A 25,281-nucleotide genomic window follows, 5' to 3' on the forward strand; every position below is an offset into this window, starting at 1 on the left:
GCAGCTCTGTGCAACGGCAGGGCCAAGGGCTACAGGAGCAACAGATGGATCAGGGTCTCAAGCAACGAATCACCGGTGCCTTGGTACTGGTTGCCGCGGCAGTAATTTTTCTGCCGATGCTGCTGTCCGGTCAGGATGAAACTGTGACGGTTGAGGTGGATGTGCCGGAGCCATCGGTTATCCAGACACAGCCGATACAGGCTGTGGTGCCGCTGGAGATGCCCGAGCCTGATCCTGTCCCCGAGCTTGATGTGCCGCCATTGCCAAGCGAAATCACTCCAGCGGCAGAACCGCCACCTGTCCAGGTTACACCGCAACCGGTGATTGCCGAGCCAGTCCCTGCGCCTGTCGTTGCGCCGGTGACGGCTTCTGCTCCTGAGGGTGACTGGGTTATTCAGCTGGTTAGTCTGAGCGATGCGGGTAAGGCTGCAGAGCTGGCGGCACGGCTGGGCGGCGAGGGTTACAACGCCTATACCCGTGCTGTGGTGGTCAATGGTAACCGTCTGGTTCGCGTCTACGCCGGCCCGGTTCTTGATCGCACGGCGGCAGCACGGCTGCGTGACGAGCTTGAGCGCCGTCACGGTCTCAAGGGGTTGGTGGTGGCCTTTGATGACAGCTCGCGCCCGCAGCCCTGAGCGCTCTTGCGGGCGTGGTCTGCTGGCTGCATCGCCGGTTTCTGCTGACCGGTGGCTCTGCTAGAATGCCGTTCCTTTTCATCCCCCGGGGGTTGGCGTGATATCTGCCTGGTTCGATTGGCTCATACTGGCGGTTATCGGTATTTCTGCGCTGATCAGTCTGACGCGTGGTTTTGTGCGTGAAGCCCTGTCCTTGCTTAGCTGGATAATTGCGGGTGCTGTGGCGTGGCTGTTTGGCGGTGCGCTGGCTGACCAGCTGGTCGGTTATATCGATTCTCCGACCATTCGCATTATCAGTGCTTGCGCGCTTCTTTTCCTTGCCACCCTTATGCTGGGTGGCCTGATCAATTATCTGGTTGTGCAGCTGGTGCAGGTTACCGGCTTGAGTGGTACTGATCGCTTTCTCGGGATGGTTTTCGGCGCTGCCAGAGGTGCGCTGCTGGTGGTGGTGGTGGTTGGTCTGCTGAGTATGGCTCCGGTCGAGGAAGAGCTCTGGTGGCGCCAGTCCGATCTTGTTCCGCATTTTTTGCTGGTGGCTGATTGGTCGAAAAACCTGATACTTGGACTGGCCGGACGCTGAATTTCCGGTCAGCGCATTGTTGTTGAACTTTCATTCAAAGGGTGTACAGGCATGTGTGGCATTGTTGGCATTGTGGGCAAGTCGAACGTCAATCAGGCGCTCTATGATGCCCTGACCGTCCTGCAGCATCGCGGCCAGGACGCCGCCGGCATAGTAACCAGCGAGCGCGGACGGTTGTTCCTGCGCAAGGACAATGGCCTGGTGCGCGATGTGTTCCAGCAACGGCACATGCAGCGGCTGGTTGGCAATATGGGGATTGGCCACGTGCGCTATCCGACGGCCGGTTCTTCCAGTTCGGCCGAGGCGCAGCCGTTCTATGTCAATTCGCCCTATGGCATCACCCTGGCGCATAACGGCAACCTGACCAATGTCGAGCAGTTGTCGCGGGAAATCTACGAGTCGGACTTGCGTCACATCAACACCAATTCGGACTCCGAAGTGCTGCTCAATGTGTTTGCCCATGAGCTGGCTCTTGGCGGCAAGCTGCAGCCCTCGGCCGACGATATCTTCTCTGCGGTTCGCGCCGTGCATCAGCGCTGCCGTGGTGGTTACGCGGCGATCGCCATGATCACCGGCTATGGCATTGTCGGTTTCCGTGATCCCTGGGCGATCCGCCCGATCGTCTATGGCAAGCGTGAAACCGAGCAGGGCACCGAATACATGATTGCCTCGGAAAGCGTGTCTCTCGATGTGCTGGGTTTTGAGTTGATCCGCGACCTGGCACCGGGTGAGGCGGTTTATATCAACGAGCAGGGCGAACTCTTCACCCGTCAGTGCTGCGATAATCCGGTGTATTCCCCCTGTATCTTTGAACATGTCTACCTGGCTCGCCCCGATTCGATGATTGACGGTGTGCTGGTGTACAAGGCGCGCCTGCGCATGGGTGAAAAGCTGGCCGAGAAGATTGCCCGCGAGCGTCCCGATCACGGTATCGATGTGGTCATTCCGATTCCGGATACCAGTCGCACCTCGGCGGTGGAGCTGGCCAACCATCTGGGTGTGAAGTTCCGCGAAGGTTTCGTGAAGAACCGTTACATTGGCCGGACCTTTATCATGCCGGGCCAGGCGGCGCGCAAGAAGTCGGTGCGGCAGAAGCTGAATGCCATCGAGCTGGAGTTCCGTGGCAAGAACGTGCTGCTGGTAGATGATTCGATCGTGCGTGGTACTACCTGCAAGCAGATCATCCAGATGGCCCGCGAGGCGGGAGCCAATAAGGTGTATTTCTGCTCGGCGGCGCCCGCCGTGCGATACCCGAATGTCTACGGTATCGATATGCCCAGCGCCCATGAGTTGATTGCCCACGACCGCACCACCGAGGAGGTGGCCGAACTGATTGGTGCCGACTGGCTGGTCTATCAGGATCTCGAGGATCTGGTTGAAACCGTGCGCGAGGGCAACCCGCAGATCGAGAACTTCGATTGTTCGGTGTTTACCGGTGAGTACGTCACCGGTGATGTCGACGGTACCTATCTGGATAAAATCGAGCAGGCACGTAACGATTCGGCCAAGGTGCAGAAGCAGAGCGTCAGCGAGATCATCGATCTGCACAACAACTGAGAGTCAGTGGCCGACAGCCTTCGCCAGATCGGCCCAGAGGACATGCAATGAGCAATCAATGGGATGCCGGCCGCCTTGACAGCGACCTGCAGGATGCCGGTTTCGATACCCTGGCGGTGCGCGCCGGCCAGCGCCGCGGACCTGAGGCCGAGCACGGCGAAGCACTGTACCTGACCTCCAGCTATGTATTCCGTAGCGCCGCCGATGCCGCTGCCTGCTTTGCCGGCGAGGCTGAGGGCAACGTCTATTCGCGCTATATGAATCCCACCGTGCGCACCTTCGAGCAGCGTATGGCAGCATTGGAAGGTGCTGAACAGGCAGTCGCCACCGCGTCCGGCATGTCGGCCATCCTGGCTACGGTAATGAGCCTGTGCAGTGCCGGTGATCATGTGCTGGTCTCGCGCAGCGTGTTCGGCGCCACCGTCACCCTGTTTGAAAAATACGTCAAGCGTTTCGGGGTGCAGGTCGATTATGTGACCCTGGCTGATATCGCGGGCTGGAAGGCTGCCTGCAAGCCGAATACCCGTCTGTTGTTTGTTGAATCACCCTCCAACCCGTTGGCGGAGCTGGTGGATATAGCAGAGCTGGCTGGTGTGGCCAGAGAGCAGGGCGCGCTGCTGGCAGTGGATAACTGCTTCTGTACTCCGGCCTTGCAGAAACCGCTGGCGCTGGGTGCCGACATTGTCATTCATTCGGCGACCAAGTACATCGATGGGCAGGGCCGTTGTCTGGGCGGGGTGGTCTGTGGCCGCCGCGAGCAGATGCAGGAGCTGGTTGGTTTTCTGCGTACCGCCGGACCGACCCTGAGTCCGTTCAATGCCTGGGTGTTTCTCAAGGGGCTGGAAACCCTGCGCCTGCGCATGCAGGCCCATTGTGTCAGTGCCCAGGCGCTGGCCGAGTGGCTGGAGCAGCAGCCCGAGGTCGAGCGGGTGTATTACGCCGGGCTGCCCAGTCATCCGCAGCATGCGCTGGCTGCCCGGCAGATGCGCGCCTTCGGTGCGGTGGTCGGTTTCGAGCTTGCTGGTGGACGCGAAGCTGCCTGGCGTTTTATCGATGCCACCCGCTTGTTGTCCATCACGGCCAATCTCGGTGATGCAAAAAGCACCATTACGCATCCGGCAACTACCACCCATGGTCGGCTGAGTATCGAGGCCCGTGAGGCGGCAGGCATTCGCGAAGGGTTGCTCAGACTGGCGGTCGGGCTGGAGGAATTGGACGATTTGCAGACCGACTTGCAGCGGGGGTTTGCTGTCTTGCGTGCCGACTGAATGAGGCTAATGCCAACTGCTGCACAAAGCCGCAATGTCCCGCATTGCGGCTTTTTTTATTTGGATTATGCTGCAGGTGTCGCAGGGATAGCGGAGGCATGAGGTACTGCTGTGGTGCTCTGGCAGTGCGACATAACTCAAACGAAAAAAAGGAATTGTCATGAGCAACCATCTTTCCCGCACACTGCGTGCGTTCTTCCTGACCCTGTTCACCCTGCTGTGCGTGCCTGCCTTTGCCGAGGGCACTCATCCCAGTGTGAATATCAACGCAGCCAGCGCTGCCGAACTGGCTGAAGTGCTGCAGGGGGTTGGCCAGGCCAAGGCTGAAGCCATTGTTGCCTATCGCGAGACCAATGGCAGTTTTACCTCGGCCCAGTCTCTTGCTGATGTGAAGGGGATTGGCGCGGCAACTGTTGAGCGCAATCTGCAGCGTATCAGTCTGGAATAGCGAGTGTTCGGGCCGGCGCGCAGCCGGCCCGATTCTTTATGCCTTGAGCTTGCTGACAGCGGCGCTTAACTGCTGGGCCAGCGTAGCCAGTTGGGCGCTGGTGGCGGCGCTTTGTACGGTATTTCTGACGCTGTCCTCGGTTACATCGCGGATTTGCACCACGCTGCGGGTAATGGCCTCGGCTGCAATGCTTTGCTGCTCTACAGCCTGAGCAATCTCGCTGTTGCCAATACGCATTCGACTGACTGCCGAGGTGATGGACTCCAGTGACTGGCTGGCAGCACCGCTTTGCTCGACCGAGTCGCGGGTAAGGTCTGCACTGGTTTGCATATCCTCCACGGCCTCTGCGGTTCCGCGCTGCAGTCCTTCAATCATGCGCTGTATTTCATCAGTCGAATTTCTTACCCGTTGTGCCAGTGCGCGTACTTCATCGGCTACCACAGCAAAGCCGCGACCTGATTCGCCGGCACGGGCGGCTTCAATGGCCGCATTCAAGGCCAGCAGGTTGGTCTGCTCGGCGATCTCACGGATCACCTGGACCACGCCGCTGATTTCATGGCTACTGGCCTGGAGTTTCTGCATATGGCCTGTACAGCGTTCAATGCTGGTGGCCAGTCCGGCAATAGTGCGGGTAACAAGGGCTACCTGTTGTTGCCCGGAATGGGCAAGGTTGTCTGCCTGCTCGGATTCGTCACGGGTGCGTCCGCTGCTGCCGGCAATATCCTGTACGGTGGCTCCCATTTCGTTGACGGCTGCAGCGACCTGATCGGTTTCGCTTTGTTGGCCGAGCATGCCTTCACGCATGGTTTCCATTAGACGTGCCAGTTCGCTGGTGCCGTTGTCCAGTTCACTGGCGGCGTGGCGTACCTTGGATACCACCTGTTGCTGGGCCGATTGCATGGCATTGAATGCGCGTGCCATGGCACCAACCTCGTCACGACTGTCACTGACAGCGCGCATGCTCAGGTCGCCGGTCTGTTCTACCTTGAGCATGACGTCACGCAAGGCAAGCAAATGGCGGGAAATAAACAGAATCAGTGTTTGCGAGGCGACCAATACCAGCAGCATAAGCAGAAACACCACCAGCGCATAAAGCGGCGCTCGCTCGATCAACAGCTCCAGATAGTCCTGCCGCTCAACTGCAAGCAGGTGAGCTTTTCCCTGATCGTCAAGGACACCCCAGACACCCAGCCATTGCTGGCGATAGCTTTCGCTCAAGGGCTGGTCAAGCCAGCGCGGTTCGCTGCCTAGCGAGGCACCTAACGGGCTGTTGTCAGGCAGCCTCTGCAAGCCGGAGGGCAGGGCAATATCGGCGCCGAGTAGCGGCTTGGCCAGCAGGATGCGTTGCTGTTCGAGACTGTGGCGTTCGATACCCAGTGCAACCAGAACCAGCAGCAAGACCACCACGAAGCTGACAGCGTTCAGAGCCCAGAACTTGAATTTGAGTGGAAGGTCCTTGAATCGCGGCATGCGGGCTCCTGAGGGCTGGATGACAATGAGTCGCAAGTATAGCGGGATGTCGCTTCAGGGTGGACTGTCATTCGCGTTCTGCTCTGAATGCGGCAAGGTCGCGCATATCATGCACAAGGCTATGGAGTATACTGTCACCCAAATGAGGGAACGCCCGATGACGCCACCGCTTGTACAAACCACCATGATCGACTCTGATGCCGCACTCGAGCAGGCTTGCCGCCGCTGGTCGACATTGCCCTTTGTGGCACTGGATACCGAGTTTGTACGCACCGAGACCTTTTTGCCGATCGCTGGTCTGGTGCAGGTGGGGGACGGCCAACAGACCTGGCTGATCGATCCGCTGAAAATCCATGACTGGCAACCCTTTGCGCAACTGCTGGAAAATCCTGCAGTGGTCAAGGTGCTGCATGCCTGCAGCGAGGATCTTGAGGTTTTCCGTTGCCTGTGTGACACGGCGCCTGTGCCGTTGTTTGATACCCAGTTGGCTGCTGCCTTTTTGGGTATGGACTATTCGATGGGCTATTCGCGGCTGGTACAGGCCTTGCTGGATATTGAACTGCCCAAGGACGAGACCCGCTCTGACTGGTTGCAGCGGCCGTTGTCGGCCACCCAGCTTGAATATGCGGCCCGTGATGCGCAGCATTTGGCTGAGCTTTATCAAGTGCTGGCCCCGCGACTGCAGGCCTGCGGGCGCACGGACTGGCTGTTCGAGGATACGGCGCAGCAGATAGAAGCCAGTTGCACCGAGGTTGAGCCTGAATTGGCTTACCAGCAAGTCAAGCAGGCCTGGCGACTGAATCCACAGCAGTTGGCCGTATTACGCGAGTTGGCCGCCTGGCGTGAATCCGAAGCGCGCCGACGTAACCAGTCGCGCAACCGCTTGTTGCGTGAGCGTTCGATGATTGATCTGGCCCAGCGCCAGCCTGACAGTTTGCAGGCGCTGGCGCGGATTGAGGACATGCACCCGCGCACCGTACGCCACGAGGGCGCCCGTATTGTTGAGTTGATTCGCCAGGCCGCCGGGTTGCCTCGCGACAGTTGGCCGGCCCAGCTGGCCCAGCCGCTCAGTGCCGATGCCAATCGTCTGGTTAAACGCCTGCGTCAGGTTGGTGAGCAAAAGGCACGAGAGCTGTGCATGGCAGCCGAGGTCATGCTGCGGCGCAAAACTATTGAAAATATGGTACGGGAGGGGTGGCCCAACGGGCCTTACCAGCTTCCGGGCGATCTTGTTGGCTGGCGCCGCGAACTGCTTGGCGAGCAGTTGTTGGCGGAAGTCGATTCACCGGTATCGGAGAGCGCATGAAGCTGTTGTGTTCGGTCTATCGCAGTCCACGCAAGGATGGCATGTATCTGTATGTGCCTCGTCAGCAGGGGCTGAAGGGCTTGCCGGAAGTCTTGCTGGCGCATTTTGGCAAGCCGGTACATGTCATGGACATGCCCTTGTCAGCAGAAACCAGACTGGCACATGAGGCACCTGCCAAGGTTCTCGAGGAACTGCGCGAGCGTGGCTTTTACCTGCAAATGCCGCCACCCGAGGATGAGTACATCGAACACCTGCCCGAGCAGTTGCTCTATCTCAACGATCCGCTCTGATTTTTCCTTGTTTTCAGACCAGCAACTCCACTGCTGGCGGGTGGCCGAGAAAGGCGGCGGGGCTGGCGCTGGCGCCGTAGGCGCCGGATTGCAGCACGACTATCCAGTCTCCTGCTTCGGCGCGCGGTAGTTCGATACGCTCGGCGATGATGTCCAGCGGTGTGCAAAGCGGCCCGTGAATGCTCACGGCCTCTTCGGCCGGCTGGTCGGCCCGGTTACCGACCAGTACCGGGTAGTTGCGCCGCAGTACCTGACCAAAATTGCCGGAGTTGGACAGATGGTGATGCAGTCCACCGTCACACATCAGAAAGGTCTGCCCGCGACTGTGTTTGCGTTCGAGGACCCGGCATACATAGTAACCGGCTTCCCCGACCAGATAGCGGCCAAGCTCCATCACCAGGCGTGTGTCAGCCAGCCAGTCGCGGTGTTCCTGCAGTAGCTGGGCCATGTTCTCACCCAGTTGAGCCAGTGGTAATGTCTGCTCGCCGGGGAAATAGGGTATGCCCAGGCCGCCACCAAGATTGATGCTGTGCAGCGGCTTGCCGTGGGCTTCAGTCAGACGCCGGGCCAGTTCCAGGGTGCGTTGCTGGCATTCCTGAATGGCTTCCAGCCTGAGGTTCTGTGAGCCGCTGAAGATATGCAGCCCTTCCAGGTGCAGGCGCGGATGATCGCGCAGCTCTTCGATCAGGATTGTTACCTGCTCACTGTCGATACCAAAGGGTTTGGCGCCACCGCTCATTTTCATGCCGGCAGACTTCAGTTCGAAATCAGGATTGACGCGAAGGGCTATTCGGGCCGGCATTTGCAGCTGTTCGCACAGCTGCTCGATACGGTGCAGCTCGTCGGGCGATTCGACGTTGATCAGCACGCCGCTGGCAATGGCCGCGGCGAGTTCGGCTGGTTGTTTGGCCGGGCCGGCAAAGCTGATTTCACTGGCCGGCATGCCGCTGTTGAGGGCAGTTTGCAGCTCCCCGAGCGAGGCCACATCGAGCCCGTCGACCAATCCTGCCAGCCAGTCGACCACCGCCGGCATGGGGTTGGCCTTGATTGCATAATGCAGCTCTATGCAGGCTGGCAGAGCCGCCCGCAGTGCGCTTACCCGCTGGCTGATAAGGGACCGGTCATAGGCGTAAAAGGGTGTGCGTCCGGCACGCAAGGCCAGGTTTTGCAGTGTCTGGTTGCCGATCAGTAGCTGGTGCTGGTCGATCTGCTGGTTATCGAGGGCGACGTGTCGGCTCATGACGGGTTCCTGAACTGGTCGGCATGCTGGCGCCGCAGGGCGGGGCGGTCGTATTTGCCGTTGTTGTTGCGCGGTAGCTGGTCATACCAGATCCATGCCTGTGGCTGCATGTACTGTGGCAGTCGCCGTTGCAGCCACTGCTGCAGTGTCGTCTGTTGTTGCCGATCGCCACAGAGCAGAGCAATCGGAGCCTGCCCGAGTTGCGGATGGTCAGCGCCGACCACGACGCACTCTTCTACTTTGCCACTGGCCAGCAACTCATGCTCGATTTCTTCCGGGCTGACGCGCATGCCAGAGCACTTGATCTGCTCGTCACGCCGGCCGCGGTAATACATGAAACCGTCACTGTCACGGACCACGCGGTCACCAGACCATACAGCCAGCTCGGCCAGCGGGTGTTCACCCGGTTGTCCGGGCAGGGGGCGAAAGCGTTCGGCGGTGCGTAGCGGGTCGTTCCAGTAGCCCATGGCCACCAGGCTGCCGCGATGCACCAGCTCGCCTTCTTCGCCGTCAGCACAGGGTCGTCCATCCTCGCGCAAAACCAGAATTTCCGCATTGGGAATGGCAATGCCGATCGAGTCCGTCTTGCGCTCCAGCCACTCCGGCGGAACCCAGGTAGAACGAAAGGCTTCGGTCAGGCCATACATCAGATAGGGGCGCGCCTGCGGTTGCAGTTGCCGAAGCTGCTGAAGCAGTGTGGTGGGCAGATGTCCGCCGGAGTTGGTGAAAAAGCGCAGGCAGCGTGCTTGTTCCGGCCAGTCCTGGCTGGCCAGTTGCTGCCAAAGAGGAGGGACGCCGGCCAGTCCTGTGACCTGGTGACGGGCTATCGTACGGACCACCTCGGCGGGTAGCAGGTAATCCATCAGCACCACGCTGGCACCGCTGTAAAAGCTACAGGTGAGTTGGGACAGGCCATAGTCGAAAGATAATGGCAGCAAGGCCAGCAGGCGATCATCGGTCTGCAGTTGCAGGTATTGGCTGACACTCATGGCACCACACAAAAGATTGCGTTGGCTGAGCATCACCCCTTTGGGCAGTCCGGTGCTGCCGGAGGTGTAGAGCAGGGCAGCCAGATCGGTATCGATAGTGCGGGCGGCGGCGGGCAGTCGTCGCGGCAGTTGATCCCAGTGCAGGGTTTCAATCGGCAAGTCAGTCAGTCGGTCACACAGGATTACGCCTTCCAGCGCAGGGCAATTGCTCTTGTCCAGACCCAGCTGGGCTACTCGCTGGGCACTGCTGACCAGCCAGCTGACACCGGCATCACGCAGGATGTGCAGCACCTGGGCGGGTTTCAATTGCGGGTTGATCGGCACTATCACAGCGTCCGCGCGATTGCCGGCAAACAGCGCCACGACTGTCTGGAATTGTTTTGGCAGCCACACCGCCAGGCGCTGGCCGCGCTGCAACCCGAGCGATTGCAGTGCGCCAGCAGTCAGCTCGACCTGCTCCAGCAGCTCGGTATAGCTCATCTGCTGGTCGCGCCAGAGCAGCGCGCAGGCTTGGCCGCCGCTGCGAGCGGCACCCTGTTCGAGCAGTTGGTGCAGACGTATCAGCATGAGCGAATGTTCTGGCAAGGCGTCATCACAAAGACAATCCTGAAATGGCGACAAAGGCCGGAAGTTTACCCGATCAGGACTGCTTGCGCAGGCATGGAAATCGGCCTGCCCGGGGGGTTGTTCGTGGTGCCGCACGGCTGTGCGATACTGGTTGCAAGAAGGCGTCTGCAGTTTGACTGCAGATACCTGCATTGATGGCGTCTATCAGCGGAGAGTCCAGATGGCAGCGAAAGCGTCTCGGTGGTTGCAGCGTCTGCAGAAAAATGCCGCAGAGCTTACGGTGCATCCCTTGCGGATCGGTGTCACCGGCCTCAGCCGGGCCGGCAAGACCACCTTCGTTACCAGCCTGATCAACCAGCTGGAGAACTACCAGCGTGGGCTGCTGGCGCGACGGGCACCCTTTGATCGACTGGTATCGGTGCGATGGCAGCGGGAGGGTGTCGAGAGGCCGTTTCCCTACCTTGAGGCTTTGCAAGCTCTGCAGGCTGATCCTCCGCACTGGCCCCGGTCGACTGCCGACATGTCCCGGGTGGTGATTGACCTGCAGTTTCGCCAGAGTGGCTTGCGTGCCGGACTGGGCAACCGGCATGTGCGTTTGGAAATTATTGATTACCCTGGTGAATGGTTGCTGGATCTTCCCTTATTGCAACTGGATTACGGGCAGTGGTGCGAGCAGATCAGCGCGTGGCTGGCTGAGTCGCCCCGCAGGGAACTGGCCGGCGATCTGCTTGAACAGTTACAGGCGATTGATCCTTTGCAGCCCTGTGATCCGCAACAATTGCACGTCTTGCAGCAACAGTGGGTAGCCTTTCTGCATCGCTGCCGGAACGAGGCGGGTCTTGTGCGCAACCAGCCAGGACGTTTTTTGCTGCCGGGCGAGGGGGTGGCCGCTGACATGCTTGATTTTATACCGCTGCCCACGGTCAACCGTCACACCCATGCAGAAGAGGGTAGCTGGTGGCAGCAGTGTCAGGCGCGTTTCTGTTTCTATCGCGACTTTTTGGTGCGCGGCTTTTACCAGCAGCACTTCAGTCGGCTGGACCGGCAGTTGTTACTGGTTGATATGCTGGCTCCACTGGATGCCGGTCAGCCGGCATTGCATGATTTGAAACAGGCGCTTGAGGCGGTACTGGGAAGTTTCCGCTATGCGTCCGATAGCTGGCTGCGTCGCTGGTTCAACCCGCAGATCAGCCGTCTGGCATTGTGCGCTACCAAGGTTGACCAGGTGGCGCCGGCCCAGCAGCGTGCGGTGCTGCGTTGCCTTGAAGACTTGCTTACCGACAGTCTGGCAGAAGTGCGCCATGGCGGTGTGCAGGTGCAGGGATTTCCGCTGGCAGCAATCCGCGCCGCCCGCAGCGAGGGCGATACACTAGTGGCAGGACTGGCCGGCACTAGCGGTTTTGTCCGTTATCAGCCAGGCAGCGTACCGGAGCATCTGCCTCTGGATCTGGCTGTCAGCGGCCCCGGACTTCCTGAGTTGCGGCCGCCGCCTGGCCTGCACCGCAACGAGCCATTTGCACACTACCGCATGGATGATCTTCTGGTGTGGATGCTGGAGGGGCGTGTATGACCGAGCAGCGCACGCGAATTCTTGAGCAGTGGGAGGCGGTGCCTGAAGACAGTACCCAGAGCAGCCCATCAAAAATACTCGATCAGCTTGACGAGGCCGAACTGCAGGCGCTGGATGCCAGCGAAGCGGCGGCATTGCCCGAGCTTGCCGAGGGTCTGGCTGTACGTCCGGGCTCACCCTGGCCGCGGCGTTTCTGGCGGCTGTTGCTGCTGCTGATCGTGGCAGGTGTTGGCACAGAATGGTTGCAGCTGGTTTTTGCGGCCTGGGATTGGCAGCCGCTTGCTGGCGCCGCTGTGGCAGCTGCCGGTGGCGGGCTGGGTGTGACAGCCGTTCTGGCCTGGCGCGATCTGCGCCGCCAGCGGTTGCGTATCAGCGGTCTGGAGCAGTTACGCAATGAAATGCAGCAGGCGTTGCAGGGCCGCGACCAGCGTCTGGCCGTTGACTGGCTGGAGCGCCTGCAAGGACTGCACCGAGGCAGCGGGTTGGAATCTTCGCTAAATGCAGCCTGTAGTGGCCTGGACGGTTCGCATACGGCACAGGAAGTGTGTCAGCGGCTCAACCAGCAGTTTTACCAGCCGCTGGATACACGAGCCCGCCAGCTGGTTCGGCGCGAGTCCGCCAGCACCGGTCTTTTGGTGGCAACCAGCCCGTGGGTCAGTCTGGATCTGCTGCTGGTGGTCTGGCGCAATTTGCGCATGATGCAAAAGGTCGCCCAAGGCTACGGCCTGCCGGTCGGGCAGTTGTCGCGCTGGCGTCTGGCACAGCAGGTGCTGCGGAATATCGCGCTGGCTGGCGGAACCGAGCTGGCCATTGGTGCCCTTAGCGACAGTCTGTTGTCCGGCATGTTCGAGAAAATTGCAGCTCGCGTCGGTCAGGGGATGGGTGTCGGGCTCTACAGCGCCCGACTGGGGCACTTTACGCTGGATCTTTGCCGTGCGGTTCCGTTGCCTTCGCGAGAAGGCCTGGCGGAAGACAATCGAGGCGTTCTGCAGGCGATGCGTGAACGTCTTGCCGGAGGTGACCGTGACACGCTTTAAAAGTCGTCGTCGCTGGCTGCTCGAGCGCTGGATGAAGGGGCGAGTTGAGCAGTTGCAGGCGCTTGCGGCCGATTTGCGGCGGCGTTTTTTACCGGCGGATTGGGCTCGGCGCTGCGAGGTAATGGCAACCCTTGGCGAGCAGGAGCTGACCGACTGGAAGCCACGGCCCGGCTCCAGCAGTGCCGAATTGCTGCACTGGCTGCAGCCCTTGCAGCCGGCACAACGCATGTTGCTGGCCAGCCTGCTGGATGCGCCCTCGGCAGGTCCGAGAACCCTTCTTGAGGCCATCGAGAGGCTGCAACTGGATTGGCAGGCGCGACTGGATCCACTGCACAGTCACCGCGACTATGCTGAGCAACTGGAACGCCTGGCCAGTCTGCTTGGTCTGGCGCCGGCGGCACGCAGTGCCTATCTGGAAAATGAACAACAATTGCGTGGGGCGCTGGATTTGCTGGCGCTGGAGTCCATGCCACTGCGTTTGCGTTCACAGTGGGCTACCCGGCATCAGGCCGGTGTGGGCCAGTGCTTGCTGTGGTGGCAAGGGCAGCTGCTGGCGAAGGCCGGTCTGGCTCCGGAAACGACCTGTCTGCTCGGCGTGAACGATTGGCCACAGATGCCGTCGGGATGGTTTGCGCTGGGCTGGATAAGCTGCCTTCGGCATACTGCCGGTGTGACGAGCGGCGGGGATTTGCCGGCAATGCCTGAACATTCGGAACACCCATGATAGCAACCGGGCTCTTGGTTATGCGCGGCGTCCTGTCTACCATGAAATACTGACCCTTCAGTGAGGATTGCCCTTTCCATGACCTTTGCCCAGTTACTCGATGCACTTGCCGGTGCCCCCGACAATCAGGTCAGCATTCCCGACGACTGGGCCCAGGGGCGAGCCGGCTACGGCGGGCTGGTGGCTGCGCTGGTATATCAGGCAATGCGAGAGAAGGTGCCTGCCGACCGGCCGGTGCGGTCTTTGGCAATCACCTTTGTCGGTCCGGTTGAGACCGGGCAGCCGCTTCAGGTCGAGGCCCAGGTGCTGCGTGAAGGCAAGGCGGTCAGCCAGATGCTTGGTATGGCACGCCAGAATGATCAGGTCATGTGTGTGGTCCAGGGCAGCTTCGGCGCGTCGCGTGAATCCATGGTGGATGTGGCGGCCTTGCCGGCGCCCGTCGCCAAGGCACCGCTGGAGTGTATTGAAATGCCCTACATCGAGGGTGTGAATCCACGCTTTGTCAAACATTTCGAGGTGCGTTGGGCGTTTGGCGATATGCCTTTCATGCGTAGTCGCAAGCGCGAAATGGGCGGCTGGATGCGCTTTCGCCAGGATGAGGGCGAAATCCACGAAGCACACCTGCTCGGCATGGTGGATGTCTGGCCACCGGCAGTGTTGCCCTGGTTAAGTACCAAGGTGCCGGCCAGTTCCTTGACCTGGACGATTGAGTTCGTGCAGCCGCAACCGGCTATCGGACGCAACGATTGGCTGTTGTATCGGGCTGAGATCGAACATGCCAAGGATGGCTATGGCCATACAGCTGCAATGATCTGGCGTGAGGATGGCGAGCTGGTCGCCATCAGCCGTCAGACCGTTACCGTGTTTGGTTGACGCCGTGACATCGCCAGCCGTGTCTCAGCGTTGGTCTCGGGGGCTGCTGCCGATACTGTGGCTCCCGGTATCGTCCCCTGCCAGCGGGCTGCTTGACGAGCAGCAGGCAAGCCTGTTGCCGGCCATTCTGATTGGCTTGTTGCTGGCGAGCGGCGGACTCTGGTGGCTGCAGTCGCGGCGTCGCCGCTCGCGTGATAGCACTTACCGTGCACTCTTGGAACAGACTCGCGGACAGTTGCTTGATAGTGTACTGGAACAGCGTCCGTTGTTGCAGTTGATGGAACGTCTGGCGATGAGCTGGTCCGCCCTGCAGCCTGGCAGTAATGGCAGTGTATTGCTGGTCGACGAGCATGCCCGTATCAACACAATAGCTGCGCCAGGCTTGCCTGCGAGCTATTCGGCGCAGCTCGACGGCCTTCATGCTGCCGAAGGTGTTGGTTCCTGCGGGACGGCAATAGCCCGCTGTGCGCCGGTATTTGTTGCTGATGTGCAGACCGACCCTCTGTGGATGCCCTATCAGGCGCTGGCAGAGACCGGGGGCTTCCGTTCCTGCTGGTCAATGCCGTTTTTCGATGAATCCGGCCGGGTTTTGGGCACCTTTGCGGTGTATGGACAGCAGCCCGGTTTGCCGGATACCAGAGCGCGTAACTGGATGCTGGAGTTCACCCGGCTGGCGGCCCTGGCTGTCCAGAAGACACGTCTGGCCGAGCAGCATGAATTGTCCCGACAGCGTTTCACGGCTGTTTTCCATCAGGCAGCCCTGCCCATGTTGCTGGTTTCCGCTGAGGGTGTGCTGCTTGAGGCCAACCCGCGCTTCGCTGAGCTGTTTGGCTATCAGCCAGAGGCCAATGCCTGTTTTGATTTGCGTAGTTGGCTACACCCTGATGACCTGCGCACCTTCGCTCCGCAACTGCGTGAGCTGCTGGATCAACACACCCACGTGCTTGACGGCGAACTGCGCATACGACTTCCGGACGGGCGTTTTGACTGGTTCAAACTGAACATCAGTCTGGTCAGCGGTGCCCATGGGGCGCACCAGAGCTACCTGCTGGTTGCAGAGGATATCAGCCAGCGCAAGGCAACCGAGCTGGCCATGCAGGAAGCCGCGGCGGTATTCGAGCACAGCCGTGAAGGCATGCTGGTAACCGATGCCGGATACCGTATTTCCACCGTCAACCCGGCGTTTACGCGCATCACCGGACTCACTCCCGGGCAGGTTCAGGGGCGCACGGTAATGCAGTTCAATCTTGATACCGGCTCAGGCAAAACGACCGAGCAGGAGCTCGCGATATTGCAGCAGGATGGCTATTGGCAGGGTGAGGTCCGGATTCAGGGGGCTGGCGGTCAGCCATTGCCTCTCTGGGTGACGGCAACCTTGATCCATTCTGCTGACGGGCAGCTCGAGCGGTGTCTGATCATGTTCAATGATCTCAGCCGTCTGCGGCGTAGTCAGGAACAGCTCTATCGGCTGACCAACTTTGACAGTCTTACCGGTCTGCCGAATCGGGTAATGGCCAGCTTCCATCTGCAACAGCTGCTGTCGCAGGCCGGCATCCGGGATTGCCGGCTGGCTGTCCTGTACATCGACCTCGACAAATTCAAGTCGATCAATGACAACCTTGGCCACGAATGTGGCGATCAGGTGTTGCGTGAAGCGGCCAGTCGTTTGCAGTCTGAGTGTGGTCCTGCCGATATGCTGGCGCGTCTGGCTGCCGACGAGTTCATGCTGATTGTTGATGGATGCGAAGCCGATCAGGCTCGCGAGCTGGCGGGGCGACTCTGTCAGAGTATGCGCGTGCCTTTCCTGCTGGACGATGGGCGGCAACTCTACCTGTCTGCCAGCGTGGGTTTTGCCATGTACCCTGATGATGCGGCCAGTGCTGCCGAACTGATCCGCAAGGCCGACACGGCAATGGACAGTGTGAAGCTCGCCGGGCGTGACGGTGTGCGTCAATGGGCCGAGGAAATGGATGCGCAGGTCAGTCAGCGTTTCGAGCTGGAACGGGATATGCGCATTGGACTGGAGCATTCACCTGAGCAATTTGTCCTTTATTACCAGCCGTTGATTGATTTGCAAACCAGGCAGGTGCGCGGTGTCGAGGCCCTGCTGCGCTGGCAGCATCCGCAGCGGGGCTTGATAGGGCCTGACCTGTTCATTCCGGTGGCAGAGCTTACTGGTCTGATAGTGCCGCTCGGCCGGCGGGCGCTGGATGGCGCCTGTCGTCAGCTGCAGCAGTGGCAGTCCGAAGGACTGGCGCTGGAGTTCGTTTCGGTGAACCTGTCACCTTTACAGTTTTCCGGCGAAGACCTTCAGTGCAGTGTCGCAGAGACCCTGGCGAACTCGGGGCTTGCCCCTGAGGCGCTGGTGCTGGAAATCACCGAAAGTGCGCTGATGACCGATGTGCAGAAATCGCTGGATACACTGCATGTGCTCAAACGGATGGGGGTGCGGTTGGCCCTCGATGACTTCGGAACCGGCTACTCATCCTTGTCCCATTTGCGCAGCTTCCCGTTGGACAAGCTGAAAATTGACCGCAGCTTTATGCAGGGCGTACCAGAGTCCCGAGGCGACAGCCTGCTGCTGGCAAGTATTCTGGAGCTGGCAGCCGGCTTGCAGCTGGAGGTGGTTGCCGAAGGCGTGGAAACCGAGGCGCAGTTGCAGTTTCTTTACCGGCATGATTGCGCCATGGCTCAGGGATTCCTGCTGTCACGGCCCTTGCCGGTCGGGCAGCTGCAGGCCTGGCTGGCTCAGGATGGTGATCAGTAACGGGTTGCCAGCAGGGTGGCGCGCAACGGAGCAGCGTATCCCTCCACGGTCAGTGAGGGGTCGCCGGGCATCAGAAAATCCGGCAGTGACTGGAATCGCATCCACTCGGTGCTGCGCTGTTCCTCGACACTGGTGCGGTTAAGATCTACACAGCGAACGTTGTTGAAGCCGCAGCGCTGCAGCCAGCGGCTGAGCATCGCCACACTGGGTAAAAACCAGACATTGCGCATTTGTGCATAGCGGTCGGCAGGAACCAGACACTGCTGTTCGTCACCCTCTACTACCAGTGTTTCCAGTACCAGCTCACCGCCCGGGCGCAGGCAGGCGCGCAATTGCAGCAGGTGGTCCAGCGGCGAGCGGCGGTGATACAGCAGCCCCATGGAAAATACCGTATCAAAACCACCGCTCGGTTCCGGTAAGTCTTCCAGGGTGAACGGCAGCAACCACACCGGCGCCTGTGGCAGGTAATGACGTACCGCCTCGTATTGGGTGAGGAACAGCAGGTTCGGATCCACCCCTACCACCAGCGAGGCGCCTGCACCCCACATGCGCCACATGTAGTACCCGTTGCCACAACCGACATCCAGTACGCGCTTGCCGCGCAGATCCACATGCGGTGCCACGCGCTGCCATTTCCAGTCTGATCGCCACTCGCAGTCGACATGGATGCCGAACAGTTCGAAGGGACCCTTGCGCCAGGGATGCAGGCTCATCAAGGCCTGATGCAGTTGTTCCTGGCCGGACGGGTCGAGTTGTGCCTGGCTGCCGACACGCAGCCCTTGCTGCAGTTCCAGTTGATCCGGCGGGCATGCCGGCAGCTGTTGCAGACAGCTCTGCCAGCGGGCGAAGTCACCGTGATTGATACTCTCCAGACGGTTTTGCAGGGCCTGTGGCAGATCATCCAGCCAGTGCGCCAGAGGGCTGTTTTGCAGTTGTTCAATAAGCGGGTCGTAATCGATCACTTGAAGCCTATCAGCGAGCAGAAGTTGAAGCACTGGAACCAGGGGACTACCTGTGCGAAGCCGGCGTCCTGAAGCCGCAAGCGGTGCGTGTCCAGCGTGTCCGGTAGCATTACCCGTTCGATGGCGGTGCGTTTCTGCGCTATCTCCAGTTCGCTGTAGCCGTTGGCACGTTTGAAGGCATAGTGCAGGCGCTGTAGCTCGCTGCCGGTAAAAGAATCAGCAAATTCAAGCTTTTCCGACAGTATCAATACGCCGCCCGGAAGCAGGGACTCATAAATCTGTCGTAATAGACCCAGACGCAACTCGGGCGCTATGAACTGCAGGGTAAAATTCAGTACGACCACCGAACAGGGCTGCAACCTCAGCGCCAGTATGTCGGCCTGCAGCACCTCCACCGGCAGCAGTTCCTCGATCATGGCGTCCTGGGCGCTCAGGTACTCGCGGCAACGCTCGACCATGGCAGAGGCGTTGTCTACCGCGATTACCCGGCATCCGTCCGCCCGTACATGCCGTCGAATTGCCTGGGTGGCAGCGCCCAGGGAACAGCCCAGATCGTAAATCAGTGAGCCCGGGGTGGCGTACTGGCCGGCGATCAATCCGGTACTTTCCATCACGGTCGGATAGCCGGGTACCGAGCGCTTGATCATGTCGGGAAACACCCGGGCGACCTGTTCGTCGAACACAAAGTCGCTGACCTGTGTCTGGGGCTCTGCATAAATCCGGTCTTTGTCAATCATGGCACTGCACGGGTCTGGAAGGGGAGTGGCGATTCTAGCGCAAGCCGGTATGTATGGGGCGAAGTGACGGAAATTTGCCATTGCCGGGCTGCAGTGCCAGTAATGCAGTGGCATAATGCCCGGTATGGGTATGCCTGCAGTACGACTGACATACGACAGGGACTCCGCCAGGCGGGGCTCGAACGGCAATCTATCAGGGAGCTTGGAATGGTTGTCACATTGCGCTCATATTCGCGAATTGCACTGGCTACAGCCCTGCTAGCCGGCTCTTCTTCCGCTCTGGCCCTGGGCCTTGGGGATTTGCAATTGCAGTCGTCACTCAATCAGCCGCTGTCGGCTTCCCTGATACTGCACGGCACCGAGCAGCTGGAGCCGCATGAGGTGCAGGTGCGGCTGGCGGACGAGGCGGCCTTCCAGCGTATGGGGATGGCGCGCGAACAGTTTCTGCTGCAGTTGCGCTTTGAAACCCGGCGACGTGGCAACCAGCTGGAAGTTCTGGTGAGCAGCCCCGGTACGGTGCGCGAGCCCTATCTGAGTTTTTTGCTTGAGGCCCAGGGGCGTGCAGGAACAGTTTTGCGCGAATACAACCTGCTGCTTGATCCGCCGCTTTACCAGCCTCAACCGGTGACTGCCAGCCGCCCGACAGTTTCTGCAGTGCCTGCAACCGGGCAGGGCAGGCAAGCTGCGGCGCAGCCAAGCCTGCTGCCTGCTGCCGATGCCCAGCGCTACCAGACGCGCTCCGGCGACAGCCTGTGGAGTATTGCCAATCGCTTCAATCCGGATCCTTCCGTGTCGTTGAACCGGGTCATGCAAGCCATTCACCAGCTTAACCCGCATGCGTTTGTCGATGGCGATATCAATCGTTTGCGTACCGGGCAGTCACTGGTCTTGCCGACGCCGGGGCAACTTGGTCTGGGTGCCCAATGGCGTCCTGCTGCTGATGCAGGTACTGAAGACAGACCGGCTCCGGTCAGTGAGCCAGCGGTATCTTCGCCTGCACCTGTCGAACCCGAACAGGATGCGCGCCTGAGCATTGATCAGGCGGACACCACCAGCGTGCGCTATCAGGAGCAACTGGAGCGTCTCAAGGTGCTGGAGGCGCGCTTTAACCTGCTGCTGGATGAGCTGGAGGACAAGGATCGGCAAATAGCTCTCATAGAGTCCCGGCTGGCATCCGTGCGCCGGTCCCGGGAGCAGGGGCTGGCCGAAACAGGCGATACGGCTGCAGCGTTGGCTGAACAAACCGGAGCAGAGCCGCAACCCGGATTAACTGTTGCCGAAGATATGTCAGTAGATGCTCCGGCCACGGTGGCGGATAACAGTAATCGCGCCTGGCTGAACTGGTGGCCTGCATTGCTAGCGCTGCTGGCAGGCCTGCTGGCTGTCTTGCTGGTACGCCAGCGCCAGCGCAATGATCAGGAGGATGGCGCTGAGCTGCCACCGGTGGCTGTGGCACCGGTGGTTGCGCCGGCCCCGCGTCTGCAACCGCGCAAGCCCAAGCCCTTGCCTGAGGTGGTGGATGAGGCAGACCGCGGCAAGCCGGATCCGCTCGATGGCGTCGAACTCTATCTGGCCTATGGTCGATATGCAGAGGGCCGCGCCATGCTGGAGAAGGCTATTGAGGACGAGCCGCAGCGGCTGGATTTACGCTACAAATTGCTGAGGGTGCTGGCCGACATGGAAGATGTCGAGGAATTCATCGCCCAGGAGCACTTGCTGCTGGCCGAGGGCGGCGAGTCGGCCCGCATTGATGCCATCAAGGCGCGGTTCCCCGATCTGTTTGCTGGATTGCCGGTTGCCGTCAGACCAGATGATGCACCGGGCGCATCCCGACCCCTGCTTGACGAGGCCGACGAAGCTGCACTGATGGGTGTGCGCCCGCAGTCCAATCTGGATGATTTCAGCAATGAGCCGAACTTTGACCTGTTCGGCGATAGCGACAAGGATCACAACAAACCTTCCTGAGATGGCTGTCGAAGGTTTCCAGTACCGGAAGCTTGCCGGATTCATAGTCAGGTCGTCGGTCGACAGGGGCTGGCCAGGGCTTGCCCTGTGCCGGGTTGAGTGCTGTGAAGCGGACGACTAGACTGCTATAGAGCCTAACGGAGTCCTGCAATGATTCGCGCCCGCGTCCTTGGCCTGCCCGAGCAGGCCAGCAGCCATGCCCACGCCGACCACCAGATGGTGGTGGCGCTGGATGGTCGCGCAGAGTTCGAGGTGGAGGGGCGCGGCGGTGCTGTAGGGCGCCTGCAGGCCTGTCTGGTACCCGGCAGTGCCCGGCACGCGTTTGCCGGCAGCCGCGACAACCGTATGCTGATTCTTGACCTGCCTGCCGACCTGCGGCAATTGCCGGCAGCCGAGCCGCTGCTCAGGCTCTTTGAACAGCCGCGCTATCTGCCGCTGGCGGGTTCTCTGCAGGGGCTTTTGCAATTCACCTCGCGCCAGCTTGAACTGCATGCTCAGGCCGAGTCTCCGATGCTCTGGCACCTCTCGGCGGCCCTGTTGCACGGTCTGCATGACGAACTTTTCCACGCCCCGCAGGCCAATCATGGGCGCCTTGATTTGCTGCGTCTGGAGCAATTCGTGCGGGCCAATCTGGAACGCCCGCTGGATGTGGCCGAACTGGCTGCCCAGCAATGCCTGAGCCCCAGTCATCTGCATGCCTGTTTCCGTCGGGAGGCGGGCACAACGCCGCACCAGTTTGTGCTGCGGCTGCGTGTTGAGGAGGCCTGTCGTTTGCTTGCCGAAACGCGCTTGCCGTTGTCCGAGGTGGCTGCCCGGTGCGGTTTCTCCAGCCAGAGTGCCATGACCCATGTGCTGGTCAGGCATACCGGTCGCCGTCCGCGCCAGTGGCGCCACGCTGTCGCGTAGTTTTGCGCAAAACCTGCGTTGTTTTTTGCAAGATTCCTGTCTCTTGACAGCGCAAGAATCCTCTCTCTGTGCGGCAGCTAACCACTGTCGACCGACAACAATAGTCAAGCGGTGAATCTGGTCTACGCTGAGAGAATCCGGCAACCCTGCCGGCTGCTCCTCGGCTGCCGATGCCGGAACACTGCGGAGAGCCTGCCATGTTCAAAGCCAATAGCGCATTGCGCGGCGATTTTTTCCAACTGCCCGAAGACCAGCTGTTTGCCGCCCTGAGTGACAATTACTGCATTGACGAGTCGCTCTGGCTGCGCGAATTGATGCCGCTGGCCGAGCCGGCAGATGCCGATGCGCTGTCGCGTCAGGCTGCCGAGCTGATCGTTCAGGTGCGCCAGCGCGACAATGCCGTGGACAGCATTGATGCCCTGTTGCAGCAGTACAGTCTGGATACTCAGGAAGGCATCATGCTGATGTGTCTGGCCGAGGCACTGCTGCGTATCCCGGATGCCGCCACGGCCGATGCGTTGATCCGTGACAAGCTGTCAGCCGCTGATTGGGACAGTCACCTGGGCAAGAGCGAGCATGCGCTGGTGAATGCGGCAGCCTGGGGGCTGGTGGTGACCGGCAAGGTGGTGAACTTTGACCGCCGTCAGGATGGCAGCCCCGGCAGTGTACTGGAGCGGCTGGTGCGACGCAGTGGCGAGCCGGTGATCCGCTCGGCGATGCTGCAGGCGATGAAGATCATGGGTCGCCAGTTCGTGCTTGGCCGTACCATCAAGGAAGCCTTGAAGAACGGCAAGCCGCAGCGCGATGCCGGGTACAGCTATTCCTTCGACATGCTTGGCGAAGCCGCGCTGACCCGCGCCGATGCCGCCAAGTATCTGGCCGATTACAGCAGCGCGATTGCGGCGCTGGCCAGCGACGGCTACAAGGGCGATGCGCCACGCCCGACCATTTCGGTGAAGCTCTCGGCACTGCATCCGCACTATGAACAGGCCCGCGAGGCGCAGGTGCTGGAGGAACTTGGCGAGACCTTGCTGCAACTTATCCGTCAGGCCCGTGAGGGTAATGTCGGTATCACTATCGACGCCGAGGAAGCCGACCGGCTGGAGCTGTCCCTGAAGCTGTTTGCGCGGGTCTACCGACACCCGGATGTGCGTGGCTGGGGCAATTTCGGACTGGTAGTGCAGGCCTACTCCAAGCGTGCCTTGCCGGTGCTGTGCTGGCTGACCCGTCTGGCCCGCGAGCAGGGCGACCTGATTCCGTTGCGGTTGGTCAAGGGTGCCTACTGGGACAGTGAAATCAAGTTGTGCCAGCAGATGGGCGTGCAGGGCTATCCGGTGTTCACCCGCAAGGAAGCCACTGATACCGCCTACCTGGCCTGCGCACGCTTTCTGCTTAGTGAACATACCGATGGGCTGATCTATCCGCAGTTCGCCACCCACAACGCGCATACCGTGACCTGCCTGCTGGATATGGCCGGTGAGCGGCAGTTCGAGTTCCAGCGACTGCACGGCATGGGTGATGCGCTCTACGATACGGTTATCGAGAAAACCGGTCGTCCGGTACGCATCTACGCACCGGTTGGCGCACACAAGGATTTGCTGCCCTATCTGGTGCGCCGGTTGCTGGAAAACGGCGCCAACTCTTCCTTCGTGCATAAGCTGGTTGACCCGCGGGTGCCGGTCGAATCGCTTACAGAGCATCCGCTGGTTACCCTGCGCCGGCATGCCCGGCTGGATAATCCGCGCATTCCGTTACCGCCAGCCATTTACGGCGAGGGGCGGGGCAATTCGCAGGGCATCAACCTGAACATACAGAGTCAGTGGTTGCCACTGAAAACGGCCTATGAAGGCTTTTTCAACCAGCAATGGACGGCTGCGCCCCTGGTGGACGGGCAGCGCCTTGAAGGCCGTGTGCGCCCGGTGCACTGTCCCTGGCAGCGCAGCCAGCAGGTTGGCGAGGTGGTCTGGGCGACTGCCGAGCAGACCACGGATGCCATCAGTGGCTTGCAGCGGGCGTTCCCCGGCTGGAATGCCACCCCGGTGGAGCAGCGTGCAGCGATTCTGGAGAAGACCGCCGATCTGCTCGAACAGAACATGCCCGAGCTGATGGCGTTGTGCAGCCGGGAGGCCGGCAAGAGCCTGCAGGATGGCATCGACGAGGTGCGCGAGGCAGTGGATTTCTGCCGCTATTACGCCCAGCAGGCACGTCAGCGCTTTGCCCTGATCAGCCTGCCGGGGCCCACCGGTGAGCGCAATGAACTCTACCTGCAGGGCCGTGGCGTGTTTGCCTGCATCAGCCCGTGGAACTTCCCGCTGGCGATCTTCCTGGGCCAGGTAGCCGCAGCCCTGGTGTGTGGCAATAGCGTGGTAGCCAAGCCGGCCGAGCAGACCAGTCTGGTTGCCATGCGCTGTGTTGAGCTGATGCACCAGGCCGGATTGCCCAAGGGTGTGCTGGCTCTGTTGCCGGGTGATGGCGCCGAGGTTGGCAGCGTGATCAGCAGCGATCCGCGAATTGCCGGGGCGGCCTTTACCGGCTCAACCCAGACGGCTTTTCTGATCAGCCGTGCACTGGCGGCGCGTAATGCGCCACTGGCACCGCTGGTGGCCGAGACCGGTGGGCAGAACGTGATGCTGGTGGATTCCACCGCGCTGCCGGAACAGGTGGTGCGCGATGTGCTGCACTCGGCCTTCGCCAGTGCCGGCCAGCGTTGTTCGGCGCTGCGCATCCTGCTGTTGCAGGAGGATATCGCCGGGCGCGTGCTTGAGCTGCTGGGCGGTGCCATGGCCGAACTGCAGGTGGGGGATCCGTCACGCCGCGACACTGATCTGGGGCCGGTGATTGATGCCGAAGCCCGTGAGGCGCTGCAGGCGCATATCGAGGAATTCCGCAGCCGTGGCCGGCTGATCGCTGAAACACCTCTGCCGGCCGGGCTGGATGGCCACTTTGTGGCGCCGGTGGCGTTGCGGCTGGAACGTCTGGACGAGCTGGATCGTGAACATTTTGGCCCGATTCTGCATGTGCTGACCTGGCGCAGCGAGCAGCTGGGTGAGTTGCTGGAGCAGGTAAATGCCACGGGCTATGGCCTGACCATGGGTATTCACAGCCGCAACGAGCAGACCGTAGCCTGGATCGACCAGCGTGTACGGGTCGGCAACCTGTATGTAAACCGCAACCAGATTGGCGCAGTGGTCGGTGTACAGCCCTTCGGTGGTATGGGACTGTCCGGCACCGGGCCCAAGGCCGGCGGGCCGCACTATCTGCTACGCTTTGTTACTGAACGAACCCGCACTATCAACACCACGGCAGTCGGCGGCAATGCCAGCCTGCTGACGCTGGGTGAAGGTTAGGCGAGAAACAACCGGAGTCGCCGGCGGGAGGCCGGCAGCGCGA

The 25,281-nt window shown here is 60.7% G+C and carries 20 protein-coding genes; 15 read left to right on the forward strand and 5 right to left on the reverse strand.

The features are described from left to right. Window positions 1-44 precede the first annotated feature (44 nt). From BMZ23_RS10685 to BMZ23_RS10705, 5 genes are all read left to right on the forward strand, one after another. A complete protein-coding gene (locus BMZ23_RS10685; RefSeq protein WP_093476695.1) occupies window positions 45-635 on the forward strand; it encodes an SPOR domain-containing protein in 591 nt (196 codons plus the stop codon). A gap of 97 nt (window positions 636-732) precedes the next feature. Beyond that, window positions 733-1,215 carry a CvpA family protein gene (locus BMZ23_RS10690; protein ID WP_093476698.1) on the forward strand — a complete coding sequence of 161 codons (483 nt, stop codon included), beginning with the start codon at window positions 733-735 and terminating at the stop codon, window positions 1,213-1,215. 51 nt (window positions 1,216-1,266) lie between these two features. Continuing rightward, window positions 1,267-2,772 (forward strand): amidophosphoribosyltransferase, encoded by a 1,506-nt coding sequence (gene purF / locus BMZ23_RS10695; RefSeq protein WP_093476701.1) that lies wholly within the window; start codon window positions 1,267-1,269, stop codon window positions 2,770-2,772. 47 nt (window positions 2,773-2,819) lie between these two features. Continuing rightward, window positions 2,820-4,040, forward strand: coding sequence for an O-succinylhomoserine sulfhydrylase (locus BMZ23_RS10700; protein ID WP_093476703.1), 1,221 nt, complete (start codon window positions 2,820-2,822; stop codon window positions 4,038-4,040). A 160-nt stretch (window positions 4,041-4,200) separates the two neighbouring features. Continuing rightward, complete coding sequence (locus BMZ23_RS10705) at window positions 4,201-4,488, forward strand: ComEA family DNA-binding protein (protein WP_093476706.1); 288 nt, start codon at window positions 4,201-4,203, stop codon at window positions 4,486-4,488. 36 nt (window positions 4,489-4,524) lie between these two features. On the opposite strand, the gene BMZ23_RS10710 is transcribed toward BMZ23_RS10705, so the two are convergent. Beyond that, the gene (locus BMZ23_RS10710) at window positions 4,525-5,958 is read right to left on the reverse strand and encodes a methyl-accepting chemotaxis protein (RefSeq protein ID WP_093476708.1); all 1,434 of its coding nucleotides are present in this window, start codon (window positions 5,956-5,958) and stop codon (window positions 4,525-4,527) included. Between the two features lie 157 nt (window positions 5,959-6,115). Here BMZ23_RS10710 and rnd point away from each other — a divergent pair, with 157 nt between their 5' ends. Together rnd and BMZ23_RS10720 are read left to right on the forward strand one after the other, a co-directional pair. After that, on the forward strand, window positions 6,116-7,264 hold the full coding sequence (gene rnd, locus BMZ23_RS10715) for a ribonuclease D (RefSeq protein ID WP_093476711.1): 1,149 nt from the start codon (window positions 6,116-6,118) through the stop codon (window positions 7,262-7,264). Then, window positions 7,261-7,554 (forward strand): YcgL domain-containing protein, encoded by a 294-nt coding sequence (locus BMZ23_RS10720; RefSeq protein WP_093476714.1) that lies wholly within the window; start codon window positions 7,261-7,263, stop codon window positions 7,552-7,554. The genes rnd and BMZ23_RS10720 overlap by 4 nt, the downstream gene beginning before the upstream one ends. Before the next feature lie 13 nt (window positions 7,555-7,567). Here the strand turns inward: BMZ23_RS10720 and BMZ23_RS10725 are convergent, their stop codons facing one another. Both BMZ23_RS10725 and BMZ23_RS10730 read right to left on the reverse strand, forming a co-directional pair. Next, the gene (locus BMZ23_RS10725) at window positions 7,568-8,794 is read right to left on the reverse strand and encodes a pyridoxal-dependent decarboxylase, exosortase A system-associated (protein WP_093476717.1); all 1,227 of its coding nucleotides are present in this window, start codon (window positions 8,792-8,794) and stop codon (window positions 7,568-7,570) included. Continuing rightward, window positions 8,791-10,350, reverse strand: a complete 1,560-nt coding sequence (locus BMZ23_RS10730) for an acyl-CoA ligase (AMP-forming), exosortase A system-associated (protein WP_093476720.1) — start codon at window positions 10,348-10,350, stop codon at window positions 8,791-8,793. The genes BMZ23_RS10725 and BMZ23_RS10730 overlap by 4 nt, the downstream gene beginning before the upstream one ends. Window positions 10,351-10,570: 220 nt before the next feature. Here BMZ23_RS10730 and BMZ23_RS10740 point away from each other — a divergent pair, with 220 nt between their 5' ends. From BMZ23_RS10740 to BMZ23_RS10760, 5 genes are all read left to right on the forward strand, one after another. Next, a complete protein-coding gene (locus BMZ23_RS10740) occupies window positions 10,571-11,920 on the forward strand; it encodes a YcjX family protein (protein ID WP_093476726.1) in 1,350 nt (449 codons plus the stop codon). Continuing rightward, window positions 11,917-12,957 (forward strand): TIGR01620 family protein, encoded by a 1,041-nt coding sequence (locus BMZ23_RS10745; RefSeq protein WP_093476729.1) that lies wholly within the window; start codon window positions 11,917-11,919, stop codon window positions 12,955-12,957. The genes BMZ23_RS10740 and BMZ23_RS10745 overlap by 4 nt, the downstream gene beginning before the upstream one ends. Next, on the forward strand, window positions 12,944-13,681 hold the full coding sequence (locus BMZ23_RS10750; RefSeq protein WP_093476732.1) for a hypothetical protein: 738 nt from the start codon (window positions 12,944-12,946) through the stop codon (window positions 13,679-13,681). Before BMZ23_RS10745 ends, BMZ23_RS10750 begins: the two co-directional genes overlap by 14 nt. A gap of 78 nt (window positions 13,682-13,759) precedes the next feature. Further along, a complete protein-coding gene (locus tag BMZ23_RS10755) occupies window positions 13,760-14,554 on the forward strand; it encodes an acyl-CoA thioesterase (protein WP_093476735.1) in 795 nt (264 codons plus the stop codon). A gap of 19 nt (window positions 14,555-14,573) precedes the next feature. Further along, on the forward strand, window positions 14,574-17,321 hold the full coding sequence (locus BMZ23_RS10760) for a bifunctional diguanylate cyclase/phosphodiesterase (RefSeq protein ID WP_177197269.1): 2,748 nt from the start codon (window positions 14,574-14,576) through the stop codon (window positions 17,319-17,321). Here BMZ23_RS10760 and cmoB read toward each other — a convergent pair. Both cmoB and cmoA read right to left on the reverse strand, forming a co-directional pair. Further along, window positions 17,315-18,283 (reverse strand): tRNA 5-methoxyuridine(34)/uridine 5-oxyacetic acid(34) synthase CmoB, encoded by a 969-nt coding sequence (gene cmoB / locus BMZ23_RS10765; RefSeq protein ID WP_093476740.1) that lies wholly within the window; start codon window positions 18,281-18,283, stop codon window positions 17,315-17,317. The two genes, BMZ23_RS10760 and cmoB, sit on opposite strands and share 7 nt — an antisense overlap. Continuing rightward, window positions 18,280-19,020: a carboxy-S-adenosyl-L-methionine synthase CmoA gene (gene cmoA / locus BMZ23_RS10770; RefSeq protein ID WP_093476743.1), complete on the reverse strand. Its 741-nt coding sequence runs from the start codon at window positions 19,018-19,020 to the stop codon at window positions 18,280-18,282. Before cmoA ends, cmoB begins: the two co-directional genes overlap by 4 nt. Window positions 19,021-19,227: 207 nt before the next feature. On the opposite strand from cmoA, the gene BMZ23_RS10775 reads away from it, so the two are divergent. The 3 genes from BMZ23_RS10775 to putA all read left to right on the forward strand — a co-directional run bounded on the left by BMZ23_RS10775 (window position 19,228) and on the right by putA (window position 25,238). Next, window positions 19,228-20,985, forward strand: coding sequence for a type IV pilus assembly protein FimV (locus BMZ23_RS10775; RefSeq protein ID WP_177197270.1), 1,758 nt, complete (start codon window positions 19,228-19,230; stop codon window positions 20,983-20,985). Window positions 20,986-21,135: 150 nt separating this feature from the next. Beyond that, on the forward strand, window positions 21,136-21,891 hold the full coding sequence (locus BMZ23_RS10780) for an AraC family transcriptional regulator (RefSeq protein ID WP_093476749.1): 756 nt from the start codon (window positions 21,136-21,138) through the stop codon (window positions 21,889-21,891). Between the two features lie 197 nt (window positions 21,892-22,088). Next, window positions 22,089-25,238 (forward strand): bifunctional proline dehydrogenase/L-glutamate gamma-semialdehyde dehydrogenase PutA, encoded by a 3,150-nt coding sequence (putA, locus tag BMZ23_RS10785; RefSeq protein ID WP_093476752.1) that lies wholly within the window; start codon window positions 22,089-22,091, stop codon window positions 25,236-25,238. Window positions 25,239-25,281: the final 43 nt, after the last annotated feature.

Source organism: Halopseudomonas yangmingensis, assembly GCF_900114825.1.
Lineage (GTDB): Bacteria > Pseudomonadota > Gammaproteobacteria > Pseudomonadales > Pseudomonadaceae > Halopseudomonas > Halopseudomonas yangmingensis.